General features: G+C 58.1%; 19 protein-coding genes and 1 pseudogene. 9 read left to right on the top strand and 11 right to left on the bottom strand.

What is annotated here, in order from left to right:
- The first annotated feature begins 64 nt into the window (after window positions 1–64).
- Window positions 65–1,597: an NAD(P)/FAD-dependent oxidoreductase gene (locus RSE16_13505; protein WRH75703.1), complete on the top strand. Its 1,533-nt coding sequence runs from the start codon at window positions 65–67 to the stop codon at window positions 1,595–1,597.
- Between the two features lie 8 nt (window positions 1,598–1,605).
- Here the strand turns inward: RSE16_13505 and RSE16_13500 are convergent, their stop codons facing one another.
- On the bottom strand, window positions 1,606–2,232 hold the full coding sequence (locus RSE16_13500; protein WRH75702.1) for a hypothetical protein: 627 nt from the start codon (window positions 2,230–2,232) through the stop codon (window positions 1,606–1,608).
- Window positions 2,233–2,278: 46 nt separating this feature from the next.
- On the opposite strand from RSE16_13500, the gene RSE16_13495 reads away from it, so the two are divergent.
- Genes RSE16_13495 through argC form a run of 3 tightly spaced genes read left to right on the top strand, consistent with a single transcriptional unit; the run spans window position 2,279 to window position 5,527 of the window.
- The gene (locus RSE16_13495; GenBank protein WRH75701.1) at window positions 2,279–3,670 is read left to right on the top strand and encodes a leucyl aminopeptidase family protein; all 1,392 of its coding nucleotides are present in this window, start codon (window positions 2,279–2,281) and stop codon (window positions 3,668–3,670) included.
- Between the two features lie 28 nt (window positions 3,671–3,698).
- On the top strand, window positions 3,699–4,595 hold the full coding sequence (locus RSE16_13490) for an NlpC/P60 family protein (GenBank protein ID WRH75700.1): 897 nt from the start codon (window positions 3,699–3,701) through the stop codon (window positions 4,593–4,595).
- Window positions 4,592–5,527 carry an N-acetyl-gamma-glutamyl-phosphate reductase gene (gene argC, locus RSE16_13485; protein WRH75699.1) on the top strand — a complete coding sequence of 312 codons (936 nt, stop codon included), beginning with the start codon at window positions 4,592–4,594 and terminating at the stop codon, window positions 5,525–5,527. The genes RSE16_13490 and argC overlap by 4 nt, the downstream gene beginning before the upstream one ends.
- A gap of 134 nt (window positions 5,528–5,661) precedes the next feature.
- Here the strand turns inward: argC and map are convergent, their stop codons facing one another.
- Window positions 5,662–6,489, bottom strand: coding sequence for a type I methionyl aminopeptidase (map, locus tag RSE16_13480; GenBank protein WRH75698.1), 828 nt, complete (start codon window positions 6,487–6,489; stop codon window positions 5,662–5,664).
- A gap of 64 nt (window positions 6,490–6,553) precedes the next feature.
- Here map and RSE16_13475 point away from each other — a divergent pair, with 64 nt between their 5' ends.
- Together RSE16_13475 and RSE16_13470 are read left to right on the top strand one after the other, a co-directional pair.
- Complete coding sequence (locus tag RSE16_13475; GenBank protein ID WRH75697.1) at window positions 6,554–7,312, top strand: molybdopterin-binding protein; 759 nt, start codon at window positions 6,554–6,556, stop codon at window positions 7,310–7,312.
- A 57-nt stretch (window positions 7,313–7,369) separates the two neighbouring features.
- On the top strand, window positions 7,370–10,246 hold the full coding sequence (locus tag RSE16_13470) for an insulinase family protein (protein WRH75696.1): 2,877 nt from the start codon (window positions 7,370–7,372) through the stop codon (window positions 10,244–10,246).
- Window positions 10,247–10,258: 12 nt separating this feature from the next.
- Here the strand turns inward: RSE16_13470 and hslU are convergent, their stop codons facing one another.
- From hslU to RSE16_13445, 5 genes are all read right to left on the bottom strand, one after another.
- A complete protein-coding gene (hslU, locus tag RSE16_13465; protein ID WRH75695.1) occupies window positions 10,259–11,557 on the bottom strand; it encodes an ATP-dependent protease ATPase subunit HslU in 1,299 nt (432 codons plus the stop codon).
- A 23-nt stretch (window positions 11,558–11,580) separates the two neighbouring features.
- On the bottom strand, window positions 11,581–12,147 hold the full coding sequence (hslV, locus tag RSE16_13460; GenBank protein WRH75694.1) for an ATP-dependent protease subunit HslV: 567 nt from the start codon (window positions 12,145–12,147) through the stop codon (window positions 11,581–11,583).
- A 45-nt stretch (window positions 12,148–12,192) separates the two neighbouring features.
- Complete coding sequence (gene galE / locus RSE16_13455) at window positions 12,193–13,185, bottom strand: UDP-glucose 4-epimerase GalE (GenBank protein ID WRH75693.1); 993 nt, start codon at window positions 13,183–13,185, stop codon at window positions 12,193–12,195.
- A gap of 198 nt (window positions 13,186–13,383) precedes the next feature.
- On the bottom strand, window positions 13,384–13,647 hold the full coding sequence (locus tag RSE16_13450; GenBank protein WRH75692.1) for a hypothetical protein: 264 nt from the start codon (window positions 13,645–13,647) through the stop codon (window positions 13,384–13,386).
- A gap of 151 nt (window positions 13,648–13,798) precedes the next feature.
- A complete protein-coding gene (locus RSE16_13445; GenBank protein WRH75691.1) occupies window positions 13,799–14,047 on the bottom strand; it encodes a hypothetical protein in 249 nt (82 codons plus the stop codon).
- Between the two features lie 262 nt (window positions 14,048–14,309).
- Here RSE16_13445 and RSE16_13440 point away from each other — a divergent pair, with 262 nt between their 5' ends.
- Window positions 14,310–15,131: a carbon-nitrogen hydrolase family protein gene (locus tag RSE16_13440; protein ID WRH77365.1), complete on the top strand. Its 822-nt coding sequence runs from the start codon at window positions 14,310–14,312 to the stop codon at window positions 15,129–15,131.
- Here the strand turns inward: RSE16_13440 and RSE16_13435 are convergent.
- Window positions 15,112–16,044, bottom strand: a complete 933-nt coding sequence (locus RSE16_13435) for a DMT family transporter (GenBank protein WRH75690.1) — start codon at window positions 16,042–16,044, stop codon at window positions 15,112–15,114. The two genes, RSE16_13440 and RSE16_13435, sit on opposite strands and share 20 nt — an antisense overlap.
- A gap of 83 nt (window positions 16,045–16,127) precedes the next feature.
- Here RSE16_13435 and RSE16_13430 point away from each other — a divergent pair, with 83 nt between their 5' ends.
- Entirely contained in the window at window positions 16,128–16,373 is a 246-nt protein-coding gene (locus tag RSE16_13430; GenBank protein WRH75689.1) for a hypothetical protein, read from the top strand.
- Window positions 16,374–16,461: 88 nt separating this feature from the next.
- On the top strand, window positions 16,462–17,592 hold the full coding sequence (locus RSE16_13425; GenBank protein ID WRH75688.1) for a zinc-binding dehydrogenase: 1,131 nt from the start codon (window positions 16,462–16,464) through the stop codon (window positions 17,590–17,592).
- Here RSE16_13425 and RSE16_13420 read toward each other — a convergent pair.
- From RSE16_13420 to RSE16_13410, 3 genes and pseudogenes are all read right to left on the bottom strand, one after another.
- A complete protein-coding gene (locus tag RSE16_13420; GenBank protein ID WRH75687.1) occupies window positions 17,589–18,428 on the bottom strand; it encodes a hypothetical protein in 840 nt (279 codons plus the stop codon). The two genes, RSE16_13425 and RSE16_13420, sit on opposite strands and share 4 nt — an antisense overlap.
- Window positions 18,428–19,588: an acyl-CoA dehydrogenase family protein gene (locus tag RSE16_13415; protein WRH75686.1), complete on the bottom strand. Its 1,161-nt coding sequence runs from the start codon at window positions 19,586–19,588 to the stop codon at window positions 18,428–18,430. The genes RSE16_13420 and RSE16_13415 overlap by 1 nt, the downstream gene beginning before the upstream one ends.
- Window positions 19,585–19,833 (bottom strand): annotated as a pseudogene (locus RSE16_13410) (acetyl-CoA C-acyltransferase). Before RSE16_13410 ends, RSE16_13415 begins: the two are co-directional and overlap by 4 nt.
- Window positions 19,834–19,959 lie beyond the last annotated feature (126 nt).

Here is a 19,959-nt window from a genome sequence, read left to right as displayed (position 1 = left end):
ATCTGCAACGATGTAACTAATCTCCGCTTTAATCGCCCGGTTAAGGGCAGCGGAGAGAGTCGACATGGGTGCAACGGAATTTGGTGGCGATTTTGACGTATTGATCGTCGGGGCAGGGCTATCGGGCATTGGCGCGGCCGCGCATTTGACAATGCAATGCCCGAACAAGTCATTCGTCATTCTTGAACAACGCCATGATGTCGGCGGCACCTGGGATCTGTTTCGTTACCCTGGCATCCGTTCCGATTCGGACATGCACACGCTCGGTTATCGTTTCAAACCATGGCTGCATGAAAAAACCATCGCCGATGGACCGGCGATCTGGGATTATGTCCATGAAACGGTTGACGAATATGGCATCGGCCCAAAAATTCGGTTCCGCAACCGCGTGCTTTCCGCCGACTGGTCAACAGAGACGGCCCGATGGACGATCAAGGCGCGGCATGAAGATAGCGGCGTTGAGACCCACTATACGGCCAACTTCCTATTCATGTGCGCCGGCTATTATGATTATGATAAGGGCTATCGCCCCGATTTCCCGGGAGAGGAAAATTTCCAAGGACAGATCATCCATCCACAGCATTGGCCGGAAGATCTGGATTATAGCGGGAAAAAGGTCATTGTGATTGGGTCTGGCGCGACCGCCGTTACGATCGTGCCGGTAATGGCCGAGACCGCCACCAAGGTCTATATGCTGCAACGCACGCCGACCTGGATGGTCTCGCGTCCGGCGCGTGACTGGTTTGCCAATAACCTGCGCAAGATACTGCCGTCGCAGCTTGCATATGATATCACTCGGTGGCGCAACATCCTGATGCAGCGGCTAGTTTACAACCATGCCCGCAAGAAGCCCGAAAAAACCGGCCAAAAGCTTTTGGAAATGGCGAAGAAGGAGTTGCCGGCTGGCACAAATTTGAAGCGTGACTTCACCCCGCCCTACAACCCTTGGGAACAGCGGCTGTGCCTCATCCCCGATGGTGATATGTACAAGGCGATCACCAAAGGCAGCGCCGAAATTGTGACCGATCATATCGATCATTTCACGCCCACCGGCATCAAACTGAAATCTGGGCGCGAACTTGAAGCTGATATCATCGTCACCGCGACCGGGCTCAATTTGGTCACGCTGGGCAAGACGCAGATCAGCGTTGACGGCAAGGCCACGGTATCCGCCGACCATTTCAACTATAAAGGCGTGATGTTCAGCGACATTCCGAACATGGCGAGTGTGTTTGGTTATGTGAATGCCAGCTGGACGCTGAAGACCGATATCGTTGCCGACTATGTCTGCCGGTTGCTGAAAACGATGGACGCCAAGGGTGCAGATATCGCCAATCCGGCATTGGGTGAAACCGATATGCCGCGCTTGCCCTTTGTCTCGGATTTCAGCTCTGGCTATTTCGCCCGATCATTCCAGAACCTGCCGATCAACGGCGATCGCCATCCCTGGCGTGTGCTGCAGGATTATAAGGCAGAGAAAAAGATCCTGACACAGGAGCCCATCGACGATGGCGTGATGGTCTTTTCGAAAGCGAAGAAGGCAGCTGGCAAGGCCAAGGAAACGGGCGGCGCGCCGGTTCTCGAAGCCGCCGAATAAAGTCTGCTTTAGCGGTCGCCGTCGCGGCGCGTGACGGCGGCTGTCCGCTTTTCGGCAATGCTTTCCGGGGCGACGATGTGCGGCCTGCGGCGTGCCAGCCAGACGATAAAGCCGATCAGCAACAGGCCACCAAATGCAAGGCCAAGCCCCATCCAGCGCATCATCGCGGGCAAATTCTGCAATGCCGGATCGTCGGACATGGCGAGGATGTTGGGTTCGCTATCGTCGATCCGCCAATATTCAACGCGGTACGCATCCGTGTCGAAGCGGTAAAGGCGCAGTGTCACGGTGGTCCACTCACCATCATTCTTCACGGCGTAAAGCAGATTAGCCTCATATTCGATCGGATCGAGGCTGTGGCTTTTCAGCGGCGCGGCAAAGACGAAACGCAGCGGCGCTGTCGATTTCAACCTTTTGCTGTCGTTGCCGAAACGCCCTGTAAATTCATCCTGCGCATTGGCCGCGACCAGTGCTATCGCGCCGGCCCTGTCGGCTTTCTGCATTGCCGTCAGGAAAGCCTCGGCTGATATTTTGGCAGCATCGATTTCCTTGGCCTGATCTTGGCTTTGGGCGGATGCACCCGTCGCGATCACAGCGAGGCCGAAGATCAGCGCCAGAAGAATTTTGCGGACCATGGAAAATCTCTCCCCCAGTAGGAATGAAACCGCTAACAGCGCAGGCATGACCGATTATTCCGCACTAATCCAGCCCGACAATGGCCAGGCCGCCTTTGACATCGAAATCATTGCCAAACAGGGCTTTGCCGAATGGCTATCCGGGCAACCTAGCGACATACGCGCAGTTGCCGCAGCGCAGAAGTGCGACGGCAATAGCGGTGATTTTGCGATCCTGCCGATTGCGGGGGGCGAACAGTGGAAGGCGGCGTTGGTTGTGACCGATGCGGCCAAGCTTGATCATTGGGCGCTGGCAAAAGCGGCCGATGTCTTGCCGGAGGGCATTTATCGCCTGAAAGGTGCGGAAACCGGTGACGCGCTGTTCGGCTGGCTTCTTGGCCAATATCGGTTTGACGAATATCGCAGCGAACCCAAGCGCAAGGGGCCACGGGTCCTGTTGACAAGCGAACCCGGGCGGATCGAGAATGCTGTCCGCCAGGCAGAGGCGACCGCGCTGGTGCGCGATCTGGTCAACCGGCCGCCGATTGATCTTGGGCCGCAGGAATTGGAGGCAGAGGCTGCCCGGCTGGCAAAGGTGCATAAGGGCAAGCTGCACGTTACCAAGGGGCATGATCTGGAAACCGGATATCCGTTGATCCATGCGGTCGGCATGGCATCATCCCGCGATTATGCTCCGCGGCTGATCGAAGTTGAATGGGGCGATGAACGCCATCCGCGCATCGCGATTGTCGGCAAGGGAGTCGTGTTCGATTCGGGCGGGCTCAACATCAAGAGCGCGGCCGGAATGCGGCAGATGAAAAAGGATATGGGCGGGGCTGCCCATGCCCTCGCACTCGCAGACCTGATCATGAAGGCGCATCTGCCGGTGCGGCTGCACCTTCTGGTCGCAGCGGTTGAAAACTGCGTGTCAGGTGGCGCGCTTCGTCCGGGCGACATTGTGAAAAGCCGTGTGGGCATCCATGTGGAGATCGATAACACCGATGCCGAGGGCCGATTGATCCTTGCCGATGCGCTGACCAAGGCGGTGGAGGATAAGGCCGGGCTGATCTTCAATTTCGCGACATTGACTGGCGCGGCACGCGTGGCGCTTGGCCCTGATCTTCCGGCGTTATTCGCCAATGACGATGCTCTGGCTGACGATCTGCTTGATGCCGCCAAGACGGTGGCCGATCCGCTCTGGCGGCTTCCCTTGTGGAAACCCTATGCCGACATGCTCGACAGTGACATTGCCGATACAGCCAATGCCGGGGGTGGCTTTGCCGGTGCAATAACCGCAGCCTTGTTTATGCAGAAATTCGTGCCCGATGATGTGAAATGGGCGCATCTCGATACCTTTGCTTGGCGTCCTGCGGCGAAACCCGGCCGACCCAAGGGCGGCGAGGCGCTGGGGCTGCGCGCAGTGTATCGCTACTTGTCGCAGGCCTATCCCGTCCGCTAAGGGGGCGCGCAAAGTCAGGGGAAAAACAGTGGCCGACACGGCACCCAAAGAACGCGCCATCTATAGCCTTAGTGGGCATAGCATAGAAGGCGACAAGCGCACGACGCCAATCCGCGGCGACCTTGCCGACATCAAATTGGCAGGCAAACTGTTCGCGCCGCATTACGCGGTGCCGATGATCCGCACCGGGATCGCGCCAGTTACCGAAATTCATGCCGAACCGCATATGACATCGATGCCGGTCAGTTCGTTGATGCATGGCGAGGAATTTGCTGTGCTGGATGTCGCGGGCGAATGGGCCTGGGGCTATTGCCTGCACGATGATTATCTCGGCTATTTGCGCTTTGCTGATCTGGGGGACGATTTCACCGCGACCCATATGGTCAGCGCGCCCGCGACCTTGCTGGTTGCAACGCCGTCTATCAAAGCACCGGTGCTGGCGCGTTACCCGATGGGCGCCCAGATTGTGTGCGGCGAGGCCAGCGAGTGCGGCAAATTCCTTGCCTGCGAAGGTGGCTGGATTCCCAGCGTGCACCTTTCCGAACCCGGAAAGGTGGAGGGATCGCCTGCAGACCTTGCCGAGAAACTGGTGGGCGTGCCCTATAGCTGGGGCGGACGCAGTGGTAATGCGCTTGACTGTTCGGGTCTGGTCCAGCTTGTCTTTGGCCTTAAGGGCATAAAGGCCCCGCGCGATGCCGATATGCAGCAGGCGGGTTTTGGAGAGGAGCTGAGCGAAGACGAGGCATTGCAGCGCGGCGATCTTGTCTTCTTCCCCGGCCATGTGGGTATCATGGCGGATGAGAGCAACCTGATCCATTCCAATGGCGCGGCAATGGCCGTTTCGATCGAACCGCTTGAGGCAGCAACCGCCCGCTTTGCCGAACATGCAAAGCCGGTGCTGGCGCGGAAGCGCGTGAAACTGTGACCATTTCGGTCTTCATCGACGGCGCCGTCGGCACCACCGGGCTCGAAATTGCCGACAGGCTTTCGGGCCGCAGCGAATTTGCCCAGATCATCCTGCCCGAAGATAGGCGCAAGGATGTGGCCGCTCGCCGTGAAGCGCTGAACGATGCCGATTTTGTCATCCTCTGCCTGCCCGACGATGCGGCGAAAGAGGCAGTGGCAATGATCGCCAATGATCGCACGCGCGTGATCGACGCCTCGACCGCGCACCGCGTCGATCCTGATTGGGCCTATGGCTTCGCCGAATATCGCAAAGGCCAGCGCGCAGCGATTGCCGCCGCGCGCTTCGTTTCCAATCCAGGCTGCTATCCTACAGGTTTTCTGGGGCTGGTCGCGCCGCTCGTTGCCGAAGGGCTGATCCCTGCAGACTGGCCCTACACGGTCAACGCCGTGTCAGGCTATTCGGGCGGGGGAAAGGCGTTGATCGAACGGTTCGAAGGGGAGGGGGCGGATATTGGCTTCCGTGCCTATGGCCTCGATCTCAATCATAAGCATGTGCCCGAAATGCAGGGCCATGCCGGGCTGACCCACCCGCCAATCTTCGCGCCCGCCGTGGTGCAGGCGTTTCGCGGCATGCTGGTCGAAGTGCCGCTGCCACTCGCTGCGATGCCCGGTGCAGCCAATGCTGATGCCTTGCGCGCCGCGCTCAGCGCCCATTATGCTGGTTCACCGCTTGTCACCGTGCATAGCGAAGCTGCGCCATCCGAATTGCTGATCCGCAAGGCAGAGGCCCCTTCGGACCGGCTAGACCTTTACGTCTTCGCTTCGCCCAAAGGTGATCAGGTGCGCTTGGTCGCGATGCTCGACAATCTGGGCAAAGGCGCCAGCGGCGCTGCGGTGCAGAATTTGAACATCATGGCCGGGCTGGATGAGGTGAGTGGGTTGCGGTTGTAGTTTAAACGCTGCAGCCCACGACATCATCACTCTGAACTTGTTTCAGGGGCCATTCCACCCAGTTAGATTGAGCTTGGCTGCCCGATGGATGCTGAATCTCGCTCAGCATGACCTGGGGTCACAACAAGCGATCCTCAATAAGGCGGCTTGTGCAGCCCCTTCGGGCTCGCGGTGAAGATCTCGCAGCCATCCTCGGTAATGCCGATGCTATGTTCAAACTGCGCGCTCAATGAACGATCCCGCGTTACCGCCGTCCAACCATCATCAAGCATCTTGGCGTGTGGTTTGCCGATGTTGATCATCGGTTCGATGGTGAAGATCATGCCGGGTTTCAGTTCGGGGCCTGTGCCGGGGCGGCCGGCATGGACAACTTCGGGGGCGTCGTGGAACAGACGGCCGAGGCCATGCCCGCAAAACTCGCGGACCACGCCATAACGGTGGCCTTCGGCATGGGTTTGGATCGCGTGGGCGATATCGCCGATACGGTTGCCAGGCTTTGCCTGTTCGATGCCAAGCATCAGGCATTCATAGGTTACATCGACCAGCCGTTTTGCCTTGGTCGGCACATCACCTACCAGATACATGCGGCTGGTATCGCCGTGCCAGCCATCAATGATCGGCGTCACGTCAATATTGATGATGTCGCCGTCGCGCAATTTCTTGTCCGACGGGATGCCATGGCAGATCACATGGTTGATGCTGGTGCAGCAGCTGTGCGTAAAACCGCGATAGCCCAATGTTGCCGGAATGCCGCCGCCCTTCAGCGTCATTTCGTGGACCAGATCATCAATATCCTGCGTGCTGATGCCGGGAACGACAAAGCTGGTAAGTGCATCAAGTATCTCTGCGGCAAGGCGGCCGGCCTTGCGCATGCCTTCAAAGGCTTCCTGCCCATGCAGTTTGATCACCCCGTCGCGGGGGATTGCGGCTTCGTCGGCGGTCACGGCAACATATTGGTTCATGGGCGGCGATATAGGGCTTTTATCGGCGCTTTGCGAGGGGAGTCTTTCTCGCTATGCCAGTCGGATGACATCAAACCGCATCTATACCGCCGCGCTGGTTATCATCGGCGACGAAATCCTCTCTGGCCGCACCCAAGATAAGAATATCAGCCAGATTGCCCTTTGGCTTAACGTGCAGGGCATTCGCCTGCGCGAGGTGCGCGTCGTCCCCGATGTCGAGGAGGCGATTGTCGAGGCGGTCAATGCGCTGCGCGCACGCAACGATTATCTGTTCACGACAGGCGGCATCGGACCGACGCATGATGACATCACCGTGGATGCCATCGCCAAGGCGCTGGGTGTTTCCGTTGTGCTGCACCCGATCGCAAAGGAAATATTGGAACGCTATTATGAAACCCGCGGCGGCATCAATGAAGGCCGGCTGCGGATGGCGCGGGTGCCTGACGGTGCGGACCTTATCCCCAACAAGATGTCGGGCGCGCCGGGGATCAAGATCGGCAATATCTTCATCATGGCGGGCGTTCCGCACATCACCGCGGGAATGCTTGATGCGCTGACCGGCACGCTCGAAGGCGGCGCGCCGCTGCTGTCGCACCAGATTGGCTGTTGGGTCGCCGAAAGCGAGATTGCCGAACTGCTCCGCCAGGCGGAAAAGTCGCATGAAGGCTGCCAGATCGGCAGCTATCCTTTCTTCCGCGAAGGCCGGGTCGGTGCCAATTTCGTTGTCCGTTCAACCGATGCCCATATGCTGGGCCAGTGCATCGAGGCCTTGAAATCCGGACTGGCAGGGCTGGGCTATCCCGTTGTCGATGGTGGAATCTAAATCACTGGTACCACCATTCATCCTGGGTCAATCGACGCCGCAGCAGGAAACCGATTGATGAAACTGCTCCATAGCCTCCGCCTTGCAACCGCGCTCGCGTTGCTGGTTCCCGTACATGCCGTTGTTGCACAGCCGACGCCGGTTGCTGAAACGAAGACGGCGCAAGTGCCATGGCTTTATGAAGGCAGCGATGTTCCCGTCGACACAAGCTGGACCTTCGGCAAGCTGGAAAACGGGCTTCGTTATGCGGTGAAACGCAATGTCGTGCCGCAGGGTCAGGTGTCGATCCGCGTGCGTATCGATGCCGGCGCGCTGCATGAGGAAGATAATGAGCAGGGCTTTGCCCATCTGATCGAACATCTTGCCTTTCGCGGTTCCGAATATGTGCCCGATGGCGAGGCAAAGCGGATCTGGCAGCGGTTCGGCGTGACGTTCGGCAGCGACAGCAACGCGCAGACGACGCCAACGCAGACGGTCTACAAGCTTGACCTTCCCAATGCGCAACCGGCGGCCTTGGCCGAATCCATGAAGCTGTTGTCGGGCATGATGCGCGCGCCGAATATCTCGGATGCGGCGCTGAATGCTGAGCGATTGATCGTTCAGGCTGAATTGCGCGAATCCGACGGGGCATCACGCACATTGGGTGATGCGATGCGCGAACATGCCTTTCAGGGGCAACGGCTTGCCGCCCGTTCGACCATCGGCACGTTTGAAACACTGAATGCGGCCACGGCGGAGGCGCTTCGGGCCTTTCACCAACGGTGGTACCGGCCGGAAAATGCAGTCGTGGTAATCGCGGGTGATCACGACCCTGCCGAACTGGAACGCCTTGTCCGGCAATATTTCGGCGAATGGAAAGGCAAAGGGCCCAGCGCGCTCCAACCCGATTTCGGCAAGCCGGATCGCAATGGCGCAGTGGCGCGCACGATTGTCGAGCCAACCTTGCCGCCTAATGTCGCGATGATTTATGCCCGGCCTTGGGTGAAGGTCGATGACACCATCCTCTATAATGAGCAATTGCTGATCGATGCGGTTGCGCAGCAGATCCTCAATCGCCGTTTGATTACCCGTGCACGCGGCGGTGCCAGCTTCAGCCAGGCAGAGGTCGGGCAAGAGGATATTTCCCGCAGTGCCGATATCACCACTGTCATCGTCACGCCGATCGGAGACGACTGGCAGAAAGCAGTAAGCGATGTGCGCGCCATCATCGAAGATGCGATTGCGGCACCACCTTCGACTGCGGATATTGAGCGTGAATTGACCCTGTTCGGCAATGCGCTGCGCACGATGAAGGATAGCTATCCGTTCGAGGCCTCGGCCAAGCAGGCAGAAGATATCGTCAAGGCAGTCGATATTCGTGAGACTGTGGCTGCGCCCGATACTGTCGTTGCGGTGTTTGATGCGATGCGTGCGAAGTTCACGCCGGAAAGGCTTCACGCCGCAACAAAGGCGCTGTTCACCGCCGACGCGGTGCGCATCCTCCGCACGACACCGACCGATCCGGGCGCCGATGCTGATCAGAAATTGGCGATGGCGCTGACCATGCCGGTCGCCGCTGCAAATGATGTGCGGCTTGCGGGAAATGCGATCGGCTTTGGCGACTTGCCACAACTTGGTGCGCCCGGGCAGGTGATGCTGCGCACTCCTCTCCCGCGTTTTGATATGGAATCGCTGCAACTCGCCAATGGTGGGCGCGCATTGCTGTTTCCTAACCAGGCAGAAAGCGGGCAGGTGCGTGTGCTGGTGCGCTTCGGCCGTGGCTATCAGGCCGTTGCGCCTAAAAATGGTGGAATGCTTTGGACGGGGCCTGCCGTGATCGGTGAAAGCGGCATAGGCAAGTTCAACCGCACGCAGATCGATCAACTCGTCAACGGCCGGCGCATCGAACTCAATTTCGCCGTCGATAATGACGCGTTTGAATTTTCTGCCTCGACCCGCCCGGAAGATCTGGCTGATCAGTTGAAACTGATCGCGATCAAGATGGAACATCCCGGCTGGGATGCCGCTCCGCTGGAACGTGAAAAGTCGCTCGCCATTTCTGGCTATCGCAGCTTTGAAATGTCGGCCACGGCAGTGTTGCAGCGCGAATTGCAATATCGGTTGTCGGGCGATGATGCGCGTTGGAAAATCCCAACACCCGATGAAGTGCGCAAGATCACGCCGGCTGCGTTCCGCAAATATTGGGAGCCGCTGCTGGCCAGCGGTCCTGTGGAGGTCTTGCTTTTTGGTGATTTCCAGACCGAGGACGCGATCAAGGCGTTGCAGGACAGTATTGGCGCGATGAAGCCGCGTCCAGCGGCTCCTCTCCCGTCAGGCGCAGAGACGGTGCGCTTCCCCGCATCGGCAACTGCCCCGCTACGGCTTACCCATAAGGGTCCCGCCGACCAGATAGCAGCCGTTGTTGCCTGGCCGACCGGTGGCGGTATCGAAATGGTCAGCGAGGGGCGTGAGCTGGAAATCCTTGCCGCGCTGTTCCGCGACCGTTTGTTTGAAAAATTCCGGTCTGAACAGGCAGCAAGCTATAGCCCTGATGCGACGGCGATGTGGCCCGACGAATTCCGCAGCGGCGGCTTTTTGATGGCATATAGCCAGATGCAGCCCAAGGATGCCGAACGCTTTTTCAATTTTGCATCGGAAGTTGCGCTCGATCTTGCGACCAAGCCTGTCGGTGAGGACGAATTGAAAAGGGCGCTGGAGCCAATCCTGCAATATGTCGAGCGCGCCACCACCGGCAATCTGTTCTGGATGAACGAACTGGAAGGCGCGACTTATAATGCCGAACGCTATGCGGCGCTGGCGCGACTATATAGCGATTACAGCAAGGTAACGCCCGCACGGTTGCAGGCACTGGCGGCACAATATCTGGTTGCGGGGAAAAGCTGGAAGATGGTCGTTGCGCCCGAAAATCCGAGCGCCCCGATCACCGGTCGCTAACGCGCACGGGTATTAAAGCACATATTTGGAAAGGTCGGCATCCCTCGCGATGCCGGCAAGCTGTGCCTGCACATAATCGGCGTCGATGCGTATGGATTCGCCCTTGCGATCTTCAGCATCAAAGCTGATGTCCTCGAGCAGCTTTTCCATCACGGTCTGTAGCCTGCGCGCGCCGATATTCTCGACGCTTTCATTCACTTGAGCCGCGATCCGCGCAAGAGCAGTTATGGCGTCATCGGTGAATTCCAGCGTGACATCTTCGGTGCCAAGCAAGGCTGCATATTGTTGCGGCAGATTGGCCTTTGTCTGCGAAAGGATGCGCACGAAATCATCTTGAGTCAGTGCGGTTAGCTCGACACGGATCGGCAGGCGGCCTTGCAGTTCGGGCAGCATGTCGCTCGGTTTGGAAACATGGAACGCGCCGCTTGCTATGAAAAGCACATGGTCGGTTTTCATCGGGCCATATTTGGTGGCAACGGTGGTGCCTTCGATCAGCGGCAACAGGTCGCGCTGTACGCCCTCGCGACTGACAGATCCGCCGCGCACGTCGCTGACCGCAATCTTGTCGACCTCATCCAGAAACACGATGCCATTGGCCTCCGCGTCCGCGATGGCGGTGCGTGCGACATCATCCTGGTCGAGCCGTTTTTCGACCTCTTCGTCGACCAGCTTTGCCCAAGCTTCGGGCACTTTCAATTTGCGGCGCTTGGTGCGGCCCTGACCAAAGGCCTTGCCCATCATCTCGCTGATATTGATCATCGCGCCGCCGCCCATGCCAGGCAATTCCATCGGCATGTTTGGGGCGTCGGATACCTCTATCTCGATTTCGACATCGTCCATATGTCGATCGCGGATGCGCTGGCGAAACGCCTCGCGGGTCGCTTCGCTGGCGGTATCACCGGCGAGCGGTTTCAATATGCGTTCCATTGCGGCGGCTTCGGCGGCTTCGCGTACCTGCTCACGCCGCCGGTCCTTTTCAAGCCGGACGGCTTCCTCGACCAGGTCGCGCGCAATCTGTTCCACATCACGGCCTACATAGCCGACCTCGGTAAACTTGGTCGCCTCGACCTTGATGAACGGGGCATCGGCCAGTTTTGCAAGCCTGCGACTGATTTCGGTCTTGCCGCAGCCGGTCGGGCCGATCATCAGGATATTTTTCGGCGTCACTTCGTCGCGCAATTCGGCAGGCAAGCGCTGGCGGCGCCAACGGTTACGCAGCGCAACGGCAACCGCGCGCTTTGCGTCGGCCTGCCCGATGATGTGCTCGTCCAATGCAGCGACGATCGCCTTGGGGGTCAAATTTTGGCTCATTGTAAGGGAGATTTCCTTGCGGGTCAGCTTGCGCTGTCCATGATTTCCACGGTGAGGTTGTTGTTAGTGTAGACGCATATATCCGCAGCGATCTTCATCGCATGGCGAGCCAGCGTCTCGGCATCATCCTCATAATCCATCAGCGCGCGTGCCGCCGAAAGTGCGAAATTGCCGCCGGATCCAATGGCAGCGATCCCGTCATTGGGTTCCAGAACGTCGCCATTACCAGTCAGGATCAGGGTGACATCCTTGTCCGCAACAATCATCAATGCTTCCAGATTGCGCAGATATTTGTCGGTCCGCCAGTCCTTGGCGAGTTCGACTGCCGCGCGCATCAATTGCCCGCGATGCGATTCCAGTTTCTTTTCCAGTCGCTCGAACAGTGTAAAGGCATCGGCGGTTGCACCGGCAAACCCTGCAATAACGCTGCCGTCATGCAACTGCCGGACCTTGCGGGCGTTGGGTTTCATCACGGTCTGGCCCATCGACACCTGACCATCGCCTGCAATTACGACCTTGCCGCCCTTGCGGACAGACAGAATGGTGGTGCCGTACCAGGCATTGGGATTGCTATGTGATTGATTGTCCATCGGCCGCGATATGGTGCCACAGAGCGCGGAGTGCAAGCCTTGGGCCTATCCGGACAATTTACGTTCCCACTGCAGGGCGTGGGCCACGATGGTGTCCAGATTATCGAAACGCGGTTCCCAGCCAAAGCGGGCCTTGATGGCGCGATTGTCCGAAATCAGTTCGTCGGGATCGCCAGCGCGCCGGCCTTCGAGCTTTCGGTCGAGTTTCTGGTTAGTCACCCGGTCAACGGCGTCCAGCACCTCAAGCACCGAATAGCCATGGCCATAGCCGCAATTCAATATGTGGCTTGATGCCGGATCGGCGAGCAACGCGTCGAGCGCGATGACATGGGCTGCGGCGAGATCGCTGACATGGATGTAATCGCGCACGCCGGTTCCATCCGCTGTTGCATAGTCGGTGCCAAAGACTGCCACCGAATCACGCTTGCCCAGCGCGGCTTCCACAGCGACCTTGATCAAATGGGTTGCCCCTGCGGTCGATTGACCGCTGCGTGCCGAAGGGTCTGCACCCGCCACGTTGAAATAGCGCAAGGCGCAATAGTTGAAATCATGCGCAGCCGCGACGTCGCGCAGCATATATTCGGTCATCAGTTTCGACATGCCATAGGGATTGATCGGCAATGTCGGCATGTCTTCGCGTACGGGACTGGAGTCGGGGATTCCGTAAGTCGCGGCGGTTGACGAAAAGATGAAGTGTCGGACACCGTTTGTCAGTGCCGATTCGATTAGGCTGCGGCTCGCGGCGGTGTTGTTGCCATAATATTTAAGCGGGTTCTCAACCGATTCCGGCACGATGATCGACCCGGCAAAATGCATGATTGCATCGATCCGTTCTTCCCTAATGATCCGGGCGACCAGATCGGCATCCGCGACATTGCCTTCATAAAAGGTGACATTTTCCGGAATGGCCCAGCGAAATCCGGTGACAAGATTGTCGATGACAACCGGTCTTTTACCGGCATCGAGCAGAGCCAGGACGGCATGACTGCCAATATAGCCCGCGCCGCCTGTGACGAGGACATTGGTTTCAGCCGTCATATCTGCATTCTCCGAAATTGCGGTTTGCGCGGCACAGTTCTTTATCCGCTTTCTTGAATGGATGCGCCAACTTTGTCGAGCTTGTGTTGCCGGCTTGGCTTTCGATATAAACTACAACAGTCTCGATAAATGCTTAATTCTGAAGCAAATAAAAAAGGCGGCACGTAGCCGCCTTTTTCGAAAGCTATTGCCTGAAAATCAGGGGCTGCTTGGATTGTCGTCGTCGGAAAGGAGAATGATTCCACCAATCACTGCAGCAGCAGCAATGATGCCAACGATGAGGCCGCTACCACCTGCTAATTTGTTTTCGGCTTTTTTCGCGGTGCCGACGCGCTTCACTTCGGCCGTAACCGGCTTCGATACAGCATTCGAAGCATGTGCAGCGATCGGCGAACCAATCACTGCAATGGCAGCTGCTGCTGCCAGAATATTTTTTCCAAGACGCATTTCAAACTCCTTCAAACTTTTATTCAAATTATTATTTGTGAGATGCGACCTCAGTTGCTTGGTACGCTGTCAGCTTGTCGCGGACATGGCAACCATAAAAACGTCTAATCAAATGTAAAAAAAGGCGGCACAAAGGCCGCCTTTTTCGTCAAATTGACGACCGAGCTCAGGGGCTGGTCGGCGCATCGTCGTCGTTGCCAGCGGCAATAACGATACCAGCGATAACAGCAGCAGCTGCGATAACCGCGACGATTACGCCGCTACCACCGCCGAGCTTGCTTTCTTCTTTCGCAACGCCAGCGCGCTGCACCTTGGCAGCAACGGGCTTTACAGGAGCAGCAGCCTGAGCAACGACCGGGGCACCGGCCAGAGCAACAGCAGCCACCGCAGCGAGCGAGACTTTACCGAAACGCATTTTTTTGGCTCCTTTAAGAATGTGGCTTTAACACACCAGCGCCCCTCTTGCACAAAGAGGGTTTTAGCGCAACCTTTGAATCCGCTGACAATTTGAAAAATTGACTTTGCATTCGACTTGCGCGCAACTGTTGCGCAGAAGACACGCTGGATGCGACAACAGAAAATGGTTAATCTATTGTTACAGTCACTCCGATTTCAGTCCAGAAAAAGGTCTGGTGGTGCCAAGTTTGCGATGACCTGAGGGATTGTGGAGTTTAATGATGAAAATCGCCATCCATCAAATGAACAGCGGGGTTGATCCGGCAGTTAATCGGGCGGCGATGGACATTGCTATCCGGTCAGCGTCGAATCAAGGTGCACATTTCTATTTTGCGCCCGAAATGTCGCTTTTGCTGGATCGCAACCGGGAGCGTGGTCGGATCCACATCCAGCATGAAAGCGCGAATCGGCATATCGCTGCATTGTGCGACACCGCGCGTGAAGCACATATCTGGGTTCATTTAGGTTCTGTGCCCGTCCTCTCGGAAGATGGTTCTGGCCGATTTGCTAACCGTACGCTGCTGATTGACCCTGCGGGACAAATCGTGGCCCGTTATGACAAGATGCATTTATTTGATGTCGACCTTGCAACTGGGGAGAGTTGGCGCGAATCAAATGCCTATGCTGGTGGTAGCCATCCGGTGCTTGCCCAATCGCCCTTGGGTCCGTTGGGCCTAACCATCTGTTATGATATGCGCTTTCCCGATCTGTATAGCCAACTGGCCAAGGCAGGCGCGCGCGCCTTTGCAATGCCGGCAGCCTTCACCGTTCCGACCGGTAAGGCCCATTGGCATGTCTTGCTGCGCGCCCGGGCGATCGAATCGGCGGCATTTGTGATCGCCGCTGCCCAGTCGGGCGGTCATGAGGATGGGCGCGAAACCTATGGTCACTCGCTTGTCATCGATCCCTGGGGAGAGATATTGCTCGATATGGGCGACGGCGAGGGACTGGGTTTTGTAGAAATCGACCTTAGCCGGGTCGATGAAGTGCGTGCACAGGTGCCGGTGCATTTGAACCGGCGTGTCATTCCGCCGCTGGATTGATCCTTTTCTTCGCAAGATATTGTTCACGCCAAGCGATGAAGAGGCCGGAACCGATAATGATGGGTGCGCCCGTCCAGATGCTGCTGCTCGGTATTTCGGCAAAGATGAGATAGCCGGCAAGGGCCGACCAGATCAGCATGCTGTAATCAATCGTCATTGTCGTAGCGACGGTGGCATGGCGTAGCGATGCGGTCAGCAGCATCTGGCCCATAGCACCAGCAAGGCTCAGCCCTGCAATCACCAGCCATGCCTGAAGAGGATGTGCCTTGCCGAAAAACAGCATTGCGATACCCAGCGGCAACATTGAGGTCAGCGAGAACCAGAATACGATCGCGCCCGATGCCTCGGTTCGCGTCAGTTGACGGATGTGCACGATCACGGCTGCGGTGGCCACTGCCCCGCCAAGTGCGACGGCTGCGCCGAGCGGGTTCACGGCGTGATCGCCAGGTTGCAGGGCAATCAACACTCCAGCAAAACCGACCAATACCGCTGCCCAGCGATAACGCCCCGTTTGTTCGCGCAGAAGAAATGCCGCCAGGATGGTCGCAAAAATCTGCGCAGCGAAACCAAAGGTCGTCGCCTCCGCCATGTCGAGAAGCAGCATTGCGGAGAAATTGAGCAACATCGCGCTGACCCCGAGCAGCATGCGCACAGCGTGCGCCATGGGCCGGTGAGTGCGGATTGCGCGCAGGTCGCCCTGCCACCAGAGAAAGGCGAGAGAGACCGGAAGCCCTGCAAGCTGCCGCCAGAACAGGCTTTCGGTAACATGCACGCCCATGTCGTCGGCGATTTTTGCGAATACAAACATCGTTGCCAGCATGATCATCGCCAGCAGTCGGAACAAGATACCAAGCAGCGGCCGCGAGGGCGGGGCAGGCAAAGGCTTTGCGGGTAAGGGGTCGGCGAACGCCATGCCACCGCCTTAGCCGCCCTGCCGTTTTCGTCCAGCCCCCATGCCCCGGCCCCGATGCCCCGGTTCCCATGCAAAGGCTTGCAATGCGCAGGGCTTGCCGCCATTTGGCCGCAATGCTCGATTGGCTGCTGTACGAATGGGATTTTCACATGTGGGCGGTGATTGCCGTCGTTTCGGCGGTGCTTGCCGCTATCAGCATATTTGCCGATTGGCGCCGAAACAAGCGCACGGCAATCGGTAAAGTCAGCTATATTCCCTGGACAGGGATCAGCATGCTGGCCGTCGGGACGACATTGATCGCCGCAGCGCTTGCATTCAAGGCGGGCTGAAAACCGCCGCCCCATTGAAGCCTGTTGGCGCATCGGCTAGATCGGTTGCAAAGCAGGATCGAATCCTGCCTGCAAAATGGAGAGAGAAATGACCGACCTGCCTGCCACCAACCGCGCCATGCTGACCGAACTGAAGCCGGAGGGCGTGCTCGAACTGTATCTGGCAGATCTGCCCATGCCCCAACCAAAGGATCATGAGGTTGTGGTCAAGGTGCTGGCAACCCCGATCAATCCGTCGGATCTGGGCCTGATGGTCGGCGCATCTGACGTTGCGACCGCGCGCGCAATCTCGCGCGACGGCCTGCCCGGCGTCCAGATGGACGTTGCCGAAGCCGGAATGCGCTTCATGGCGTCGCGCATGGGGCAGGCGATGCCGATCGGCAACGAAGGTTGTGGCATTGTCGTCGCTGCCGGTGCTTCGGATGCGGCGCAGGCGCTGCTCGGCAAAACCGTCGCTTTGATTGGCGGCGAGATTTATGCGCAATATCGGTGCCTTGCTGCCATGGCGTGTATGCCTCTCCCCGATGGCACAGATCCTAAGGACGGCGCATCCTGCTTCGTCAATCCGCTGACCTCGCTTGGCTTTGTCGAAACGATGAAGATGGAAGGCTATAAGGGCATCGTCCATGCCGCAGCGGCTTCGAATCTAGGCCAGATGCTGGTGAAGATCTGCAAGGCCGACGGTATACCATTGGTCAATATCGTACGCAGCCAGGCGCAGGTCGAATTGCTCAAGGGCATTGGTGCGGAAATCATACTCAATTCCAATGATGCAGACTTTGTCGATCAGTTGACTGACGCGATTGAAAAGACCGAGGCCTTCCTCGGCTTTGATCCCATTGGCGGCGGAAAGCTTGCCGGGCAGATTTTGGGCGCGATGGAAACTGCGGCTGTGCGGCGGATGACCAGCTATAGCCGCTATGGTTCGGACCAGATGAAGCAGGTCTATATCTATGGCGCGCTTGACGTTGGCCCGACCATCCTCAACCGTAATTTCGGCCTGACTTGGGGGCTAAGTGGCTGGCTGCTTACGCCGTTCATGGCAAAGGCCGGGGCGGAGATTGTTGGCCGGATGCGTGCCCGCGTTGCCGCCGAACTGACCACCACCTTCAAAAGCCATTACAGCCATGAAGTCAGCCTGGAGCAGGCAGTCGAAGTGGCAGTGCTGCAGGCCTATAATGCCAAGCGCACCGCCGAGAAATATCTGATCCGGCCCTAAAGTGCGCCTTCTGCGGCAACGCAGATACGGCCATCGGAACCCAATGCCGCGAGGGTGAGCAAATCACCCTCGCGCTTGCCGACAAGATGTAGTGCTTCGCCTGCAAAGGCGGGCGATTGAGCGCGGAACGCATAATGGGCCAGCGCATTGCTGCCAAATTCTCGCGCCACCAGATCCATCAGCAGGCTCGACATCAGCGGGCCATGAACGACAAGGCCGCGATATCCCTCTTCGTTGATCGCATAGGGCGCGTCATAATGGATGCGGTGCGTGTTGAAGGTGATCGCGGAAAATCGGAATAGCAGCGTCTCGTTCGGCACAAGGCTGCGGTGAAAATCCCATTTGCTGAAATCGATCGCCACCGGCGGGGGGACGGGGGTTGGCTTGGCGCTATTGGCCTCACGATAAACGAGCGTTTGCCTTTCCTCGATGGCTAGCATTCCATCGGCTCTTGTTTCGTGCGCTACGTCGACGAATACCAGACTGCCGGTGCTGCCCGTTTTTTCATTGATCGAGGCGATGGTGGAAACGCGCTCAATCTCCGCATTCACAGCGATTGGCGCGATAAAGTCGACCTTGCTTGACGCCCACATGCGACGTGGATGGGGCACAGGCGGGAAGAAGCTGTCGGGGCTGTCGCTTCGCTGCGGATGGCCATCAATACCCAACTGCGCGGTTGCAGCTTCGGGTGTGCAAAGCACCCAATGGATCGCCTGCGGGGCGATATCGTTTGTGCCCGCGCTATCGATCGTGGCGCAAAATCGTTTCAGCAGGGCAGGCGTGAGCCTGTCTCTCTGCACCATCTGCCGACCGATCCAGGCATCCCATTCACCCATTAATAGCTTCTCGGCAGGCCGAGCACATGTTCGGCCACAAAGGAAAGGATCATGTTCGTGCTGATCGGCGCCACCTGGTAGAGGCGCGTTTCGCGGAATTTGCGCTCGACATCATATTCGGCGGCAAAGCCAAAGCCGCCATGCGTCTGTACACAGGCCTCGCCAGCGGCCCAGCTGGCCTCTGCGGCAAGCATCTTCGCCATATTGGCTTCCTCGCCGCAATTCTCGCCCGCTTCATATTTGCGGATGCCTTCCTGCACCAGAAGGTCGGCGGCGCGCGTTTGCGCATAGGCGCGGGCGATGGGGAATTGGACACCCTGATTCTGCCCGATGGGACGGCCAAAAAGCACCCGCTCCTTGGCATAGCCGGTTGCCTTTTCGATGAACCATTTGGCATCGCCGATGCATTCCGCAGCGATCAGCAGCCGTTCGGCGTTCATGCCCGACAATATATATCGGAAACCCTTACCTTCTGCGCCAATCAGATTGGCTGCAGGGACCTCCATGTTATCAAAGAAGACGGCGGTGGTCGCATGGTTCATCATCGTGTCGATGGGGTTAATGGTCAGCGTGCCGGCGGCCAGCGCTTCCTTCATATCAACAAGGAATACAGAAAGCCCCTCAGTGCGGCTGGCGGCCTCTTCGCGCGGTGTGGTGCGTGCAAGCAACATCATCAAATCCGAATGCTCGGCGCGGCTCGTCCAGATTTTTTGGCCGTTGACGATATATTTGTCGCCATCTTTCTTCGCGACCGTCTTCAGGCTTAGCGTATCGGTGCCGCTGGTCGGTTCGGTCACGCCAAAGGCCTGCAATCGCAGTTCACCTGTGGCGATTTTGGGCAAATAACGCTGCTTCTGCTCTTCGCTGCCATGGCGCAGCAAGGTACCCATGATGTACATTTGTGCGTGCACTGCGCCGCCATTGCAGCCCTGCTTCTGGACTTCCTCAAGGATGGCCGCTGCCGCCGACAGAGGCAGGCCAGCGCCGCCATATTCTTCGGGGATCAGCGCAGCGAGATAACCTGCTTCGCCCAATGCCGCGACGAATTCGGATGGGTAGGCGCGCTCCTTATCCTTTGCGCGCCAATATTCGCCGGGATATTGCGCGCAGAGCTTGGCGACTTCTTCGCGGATGTCGGAATAATCATGCATGTCGTTCATGCCCTTTCAAACACGGCTGCGATACCTTGACCGCCTCCGATGCACATGGTTTCGAGACCATAGCGTATGTCGCGGCGTTGCATCTCGCAGGTGAGGTTGGCAAGAATGCGGCCGCCGGTTGCGCCGATGGGATGGCCGAGCGAGATGCCCGAGCCGTTGACGTTGAGCATGGCGTGCCGGCTGTCATCATCCGACCAGCCCCAGCCCTTGAGGCAGGCAAGCACCTGCGGTGCAAAGGCTTCGTTGTTCGCCTGCATGACCGGCCAGCGCTGACCGCCCTCAATTTGGTCCGGACGAACAACCTAGGCCCCAATCTGCGCCAGATTCAGACCCGCAAAAGGCGAAGCTACCAAGCTCGACGCTTCAACAAC

This window comes from Sphingobium sp. (assembly GCA_035196065.1).
Classification (GTDB): Bacteria; Pseudomonadota; Alphaproteobacteria; order Sphingomonadales; family Sphingomonadaceae; genus Sphingorhabdus_B; species Sphingorhabdus_B rara.
The sequence above is the reverse complement of the archived record's forward strand: the minus strand, read 5'-3'. Positions and strand labels throughout refer to the sequence as shown.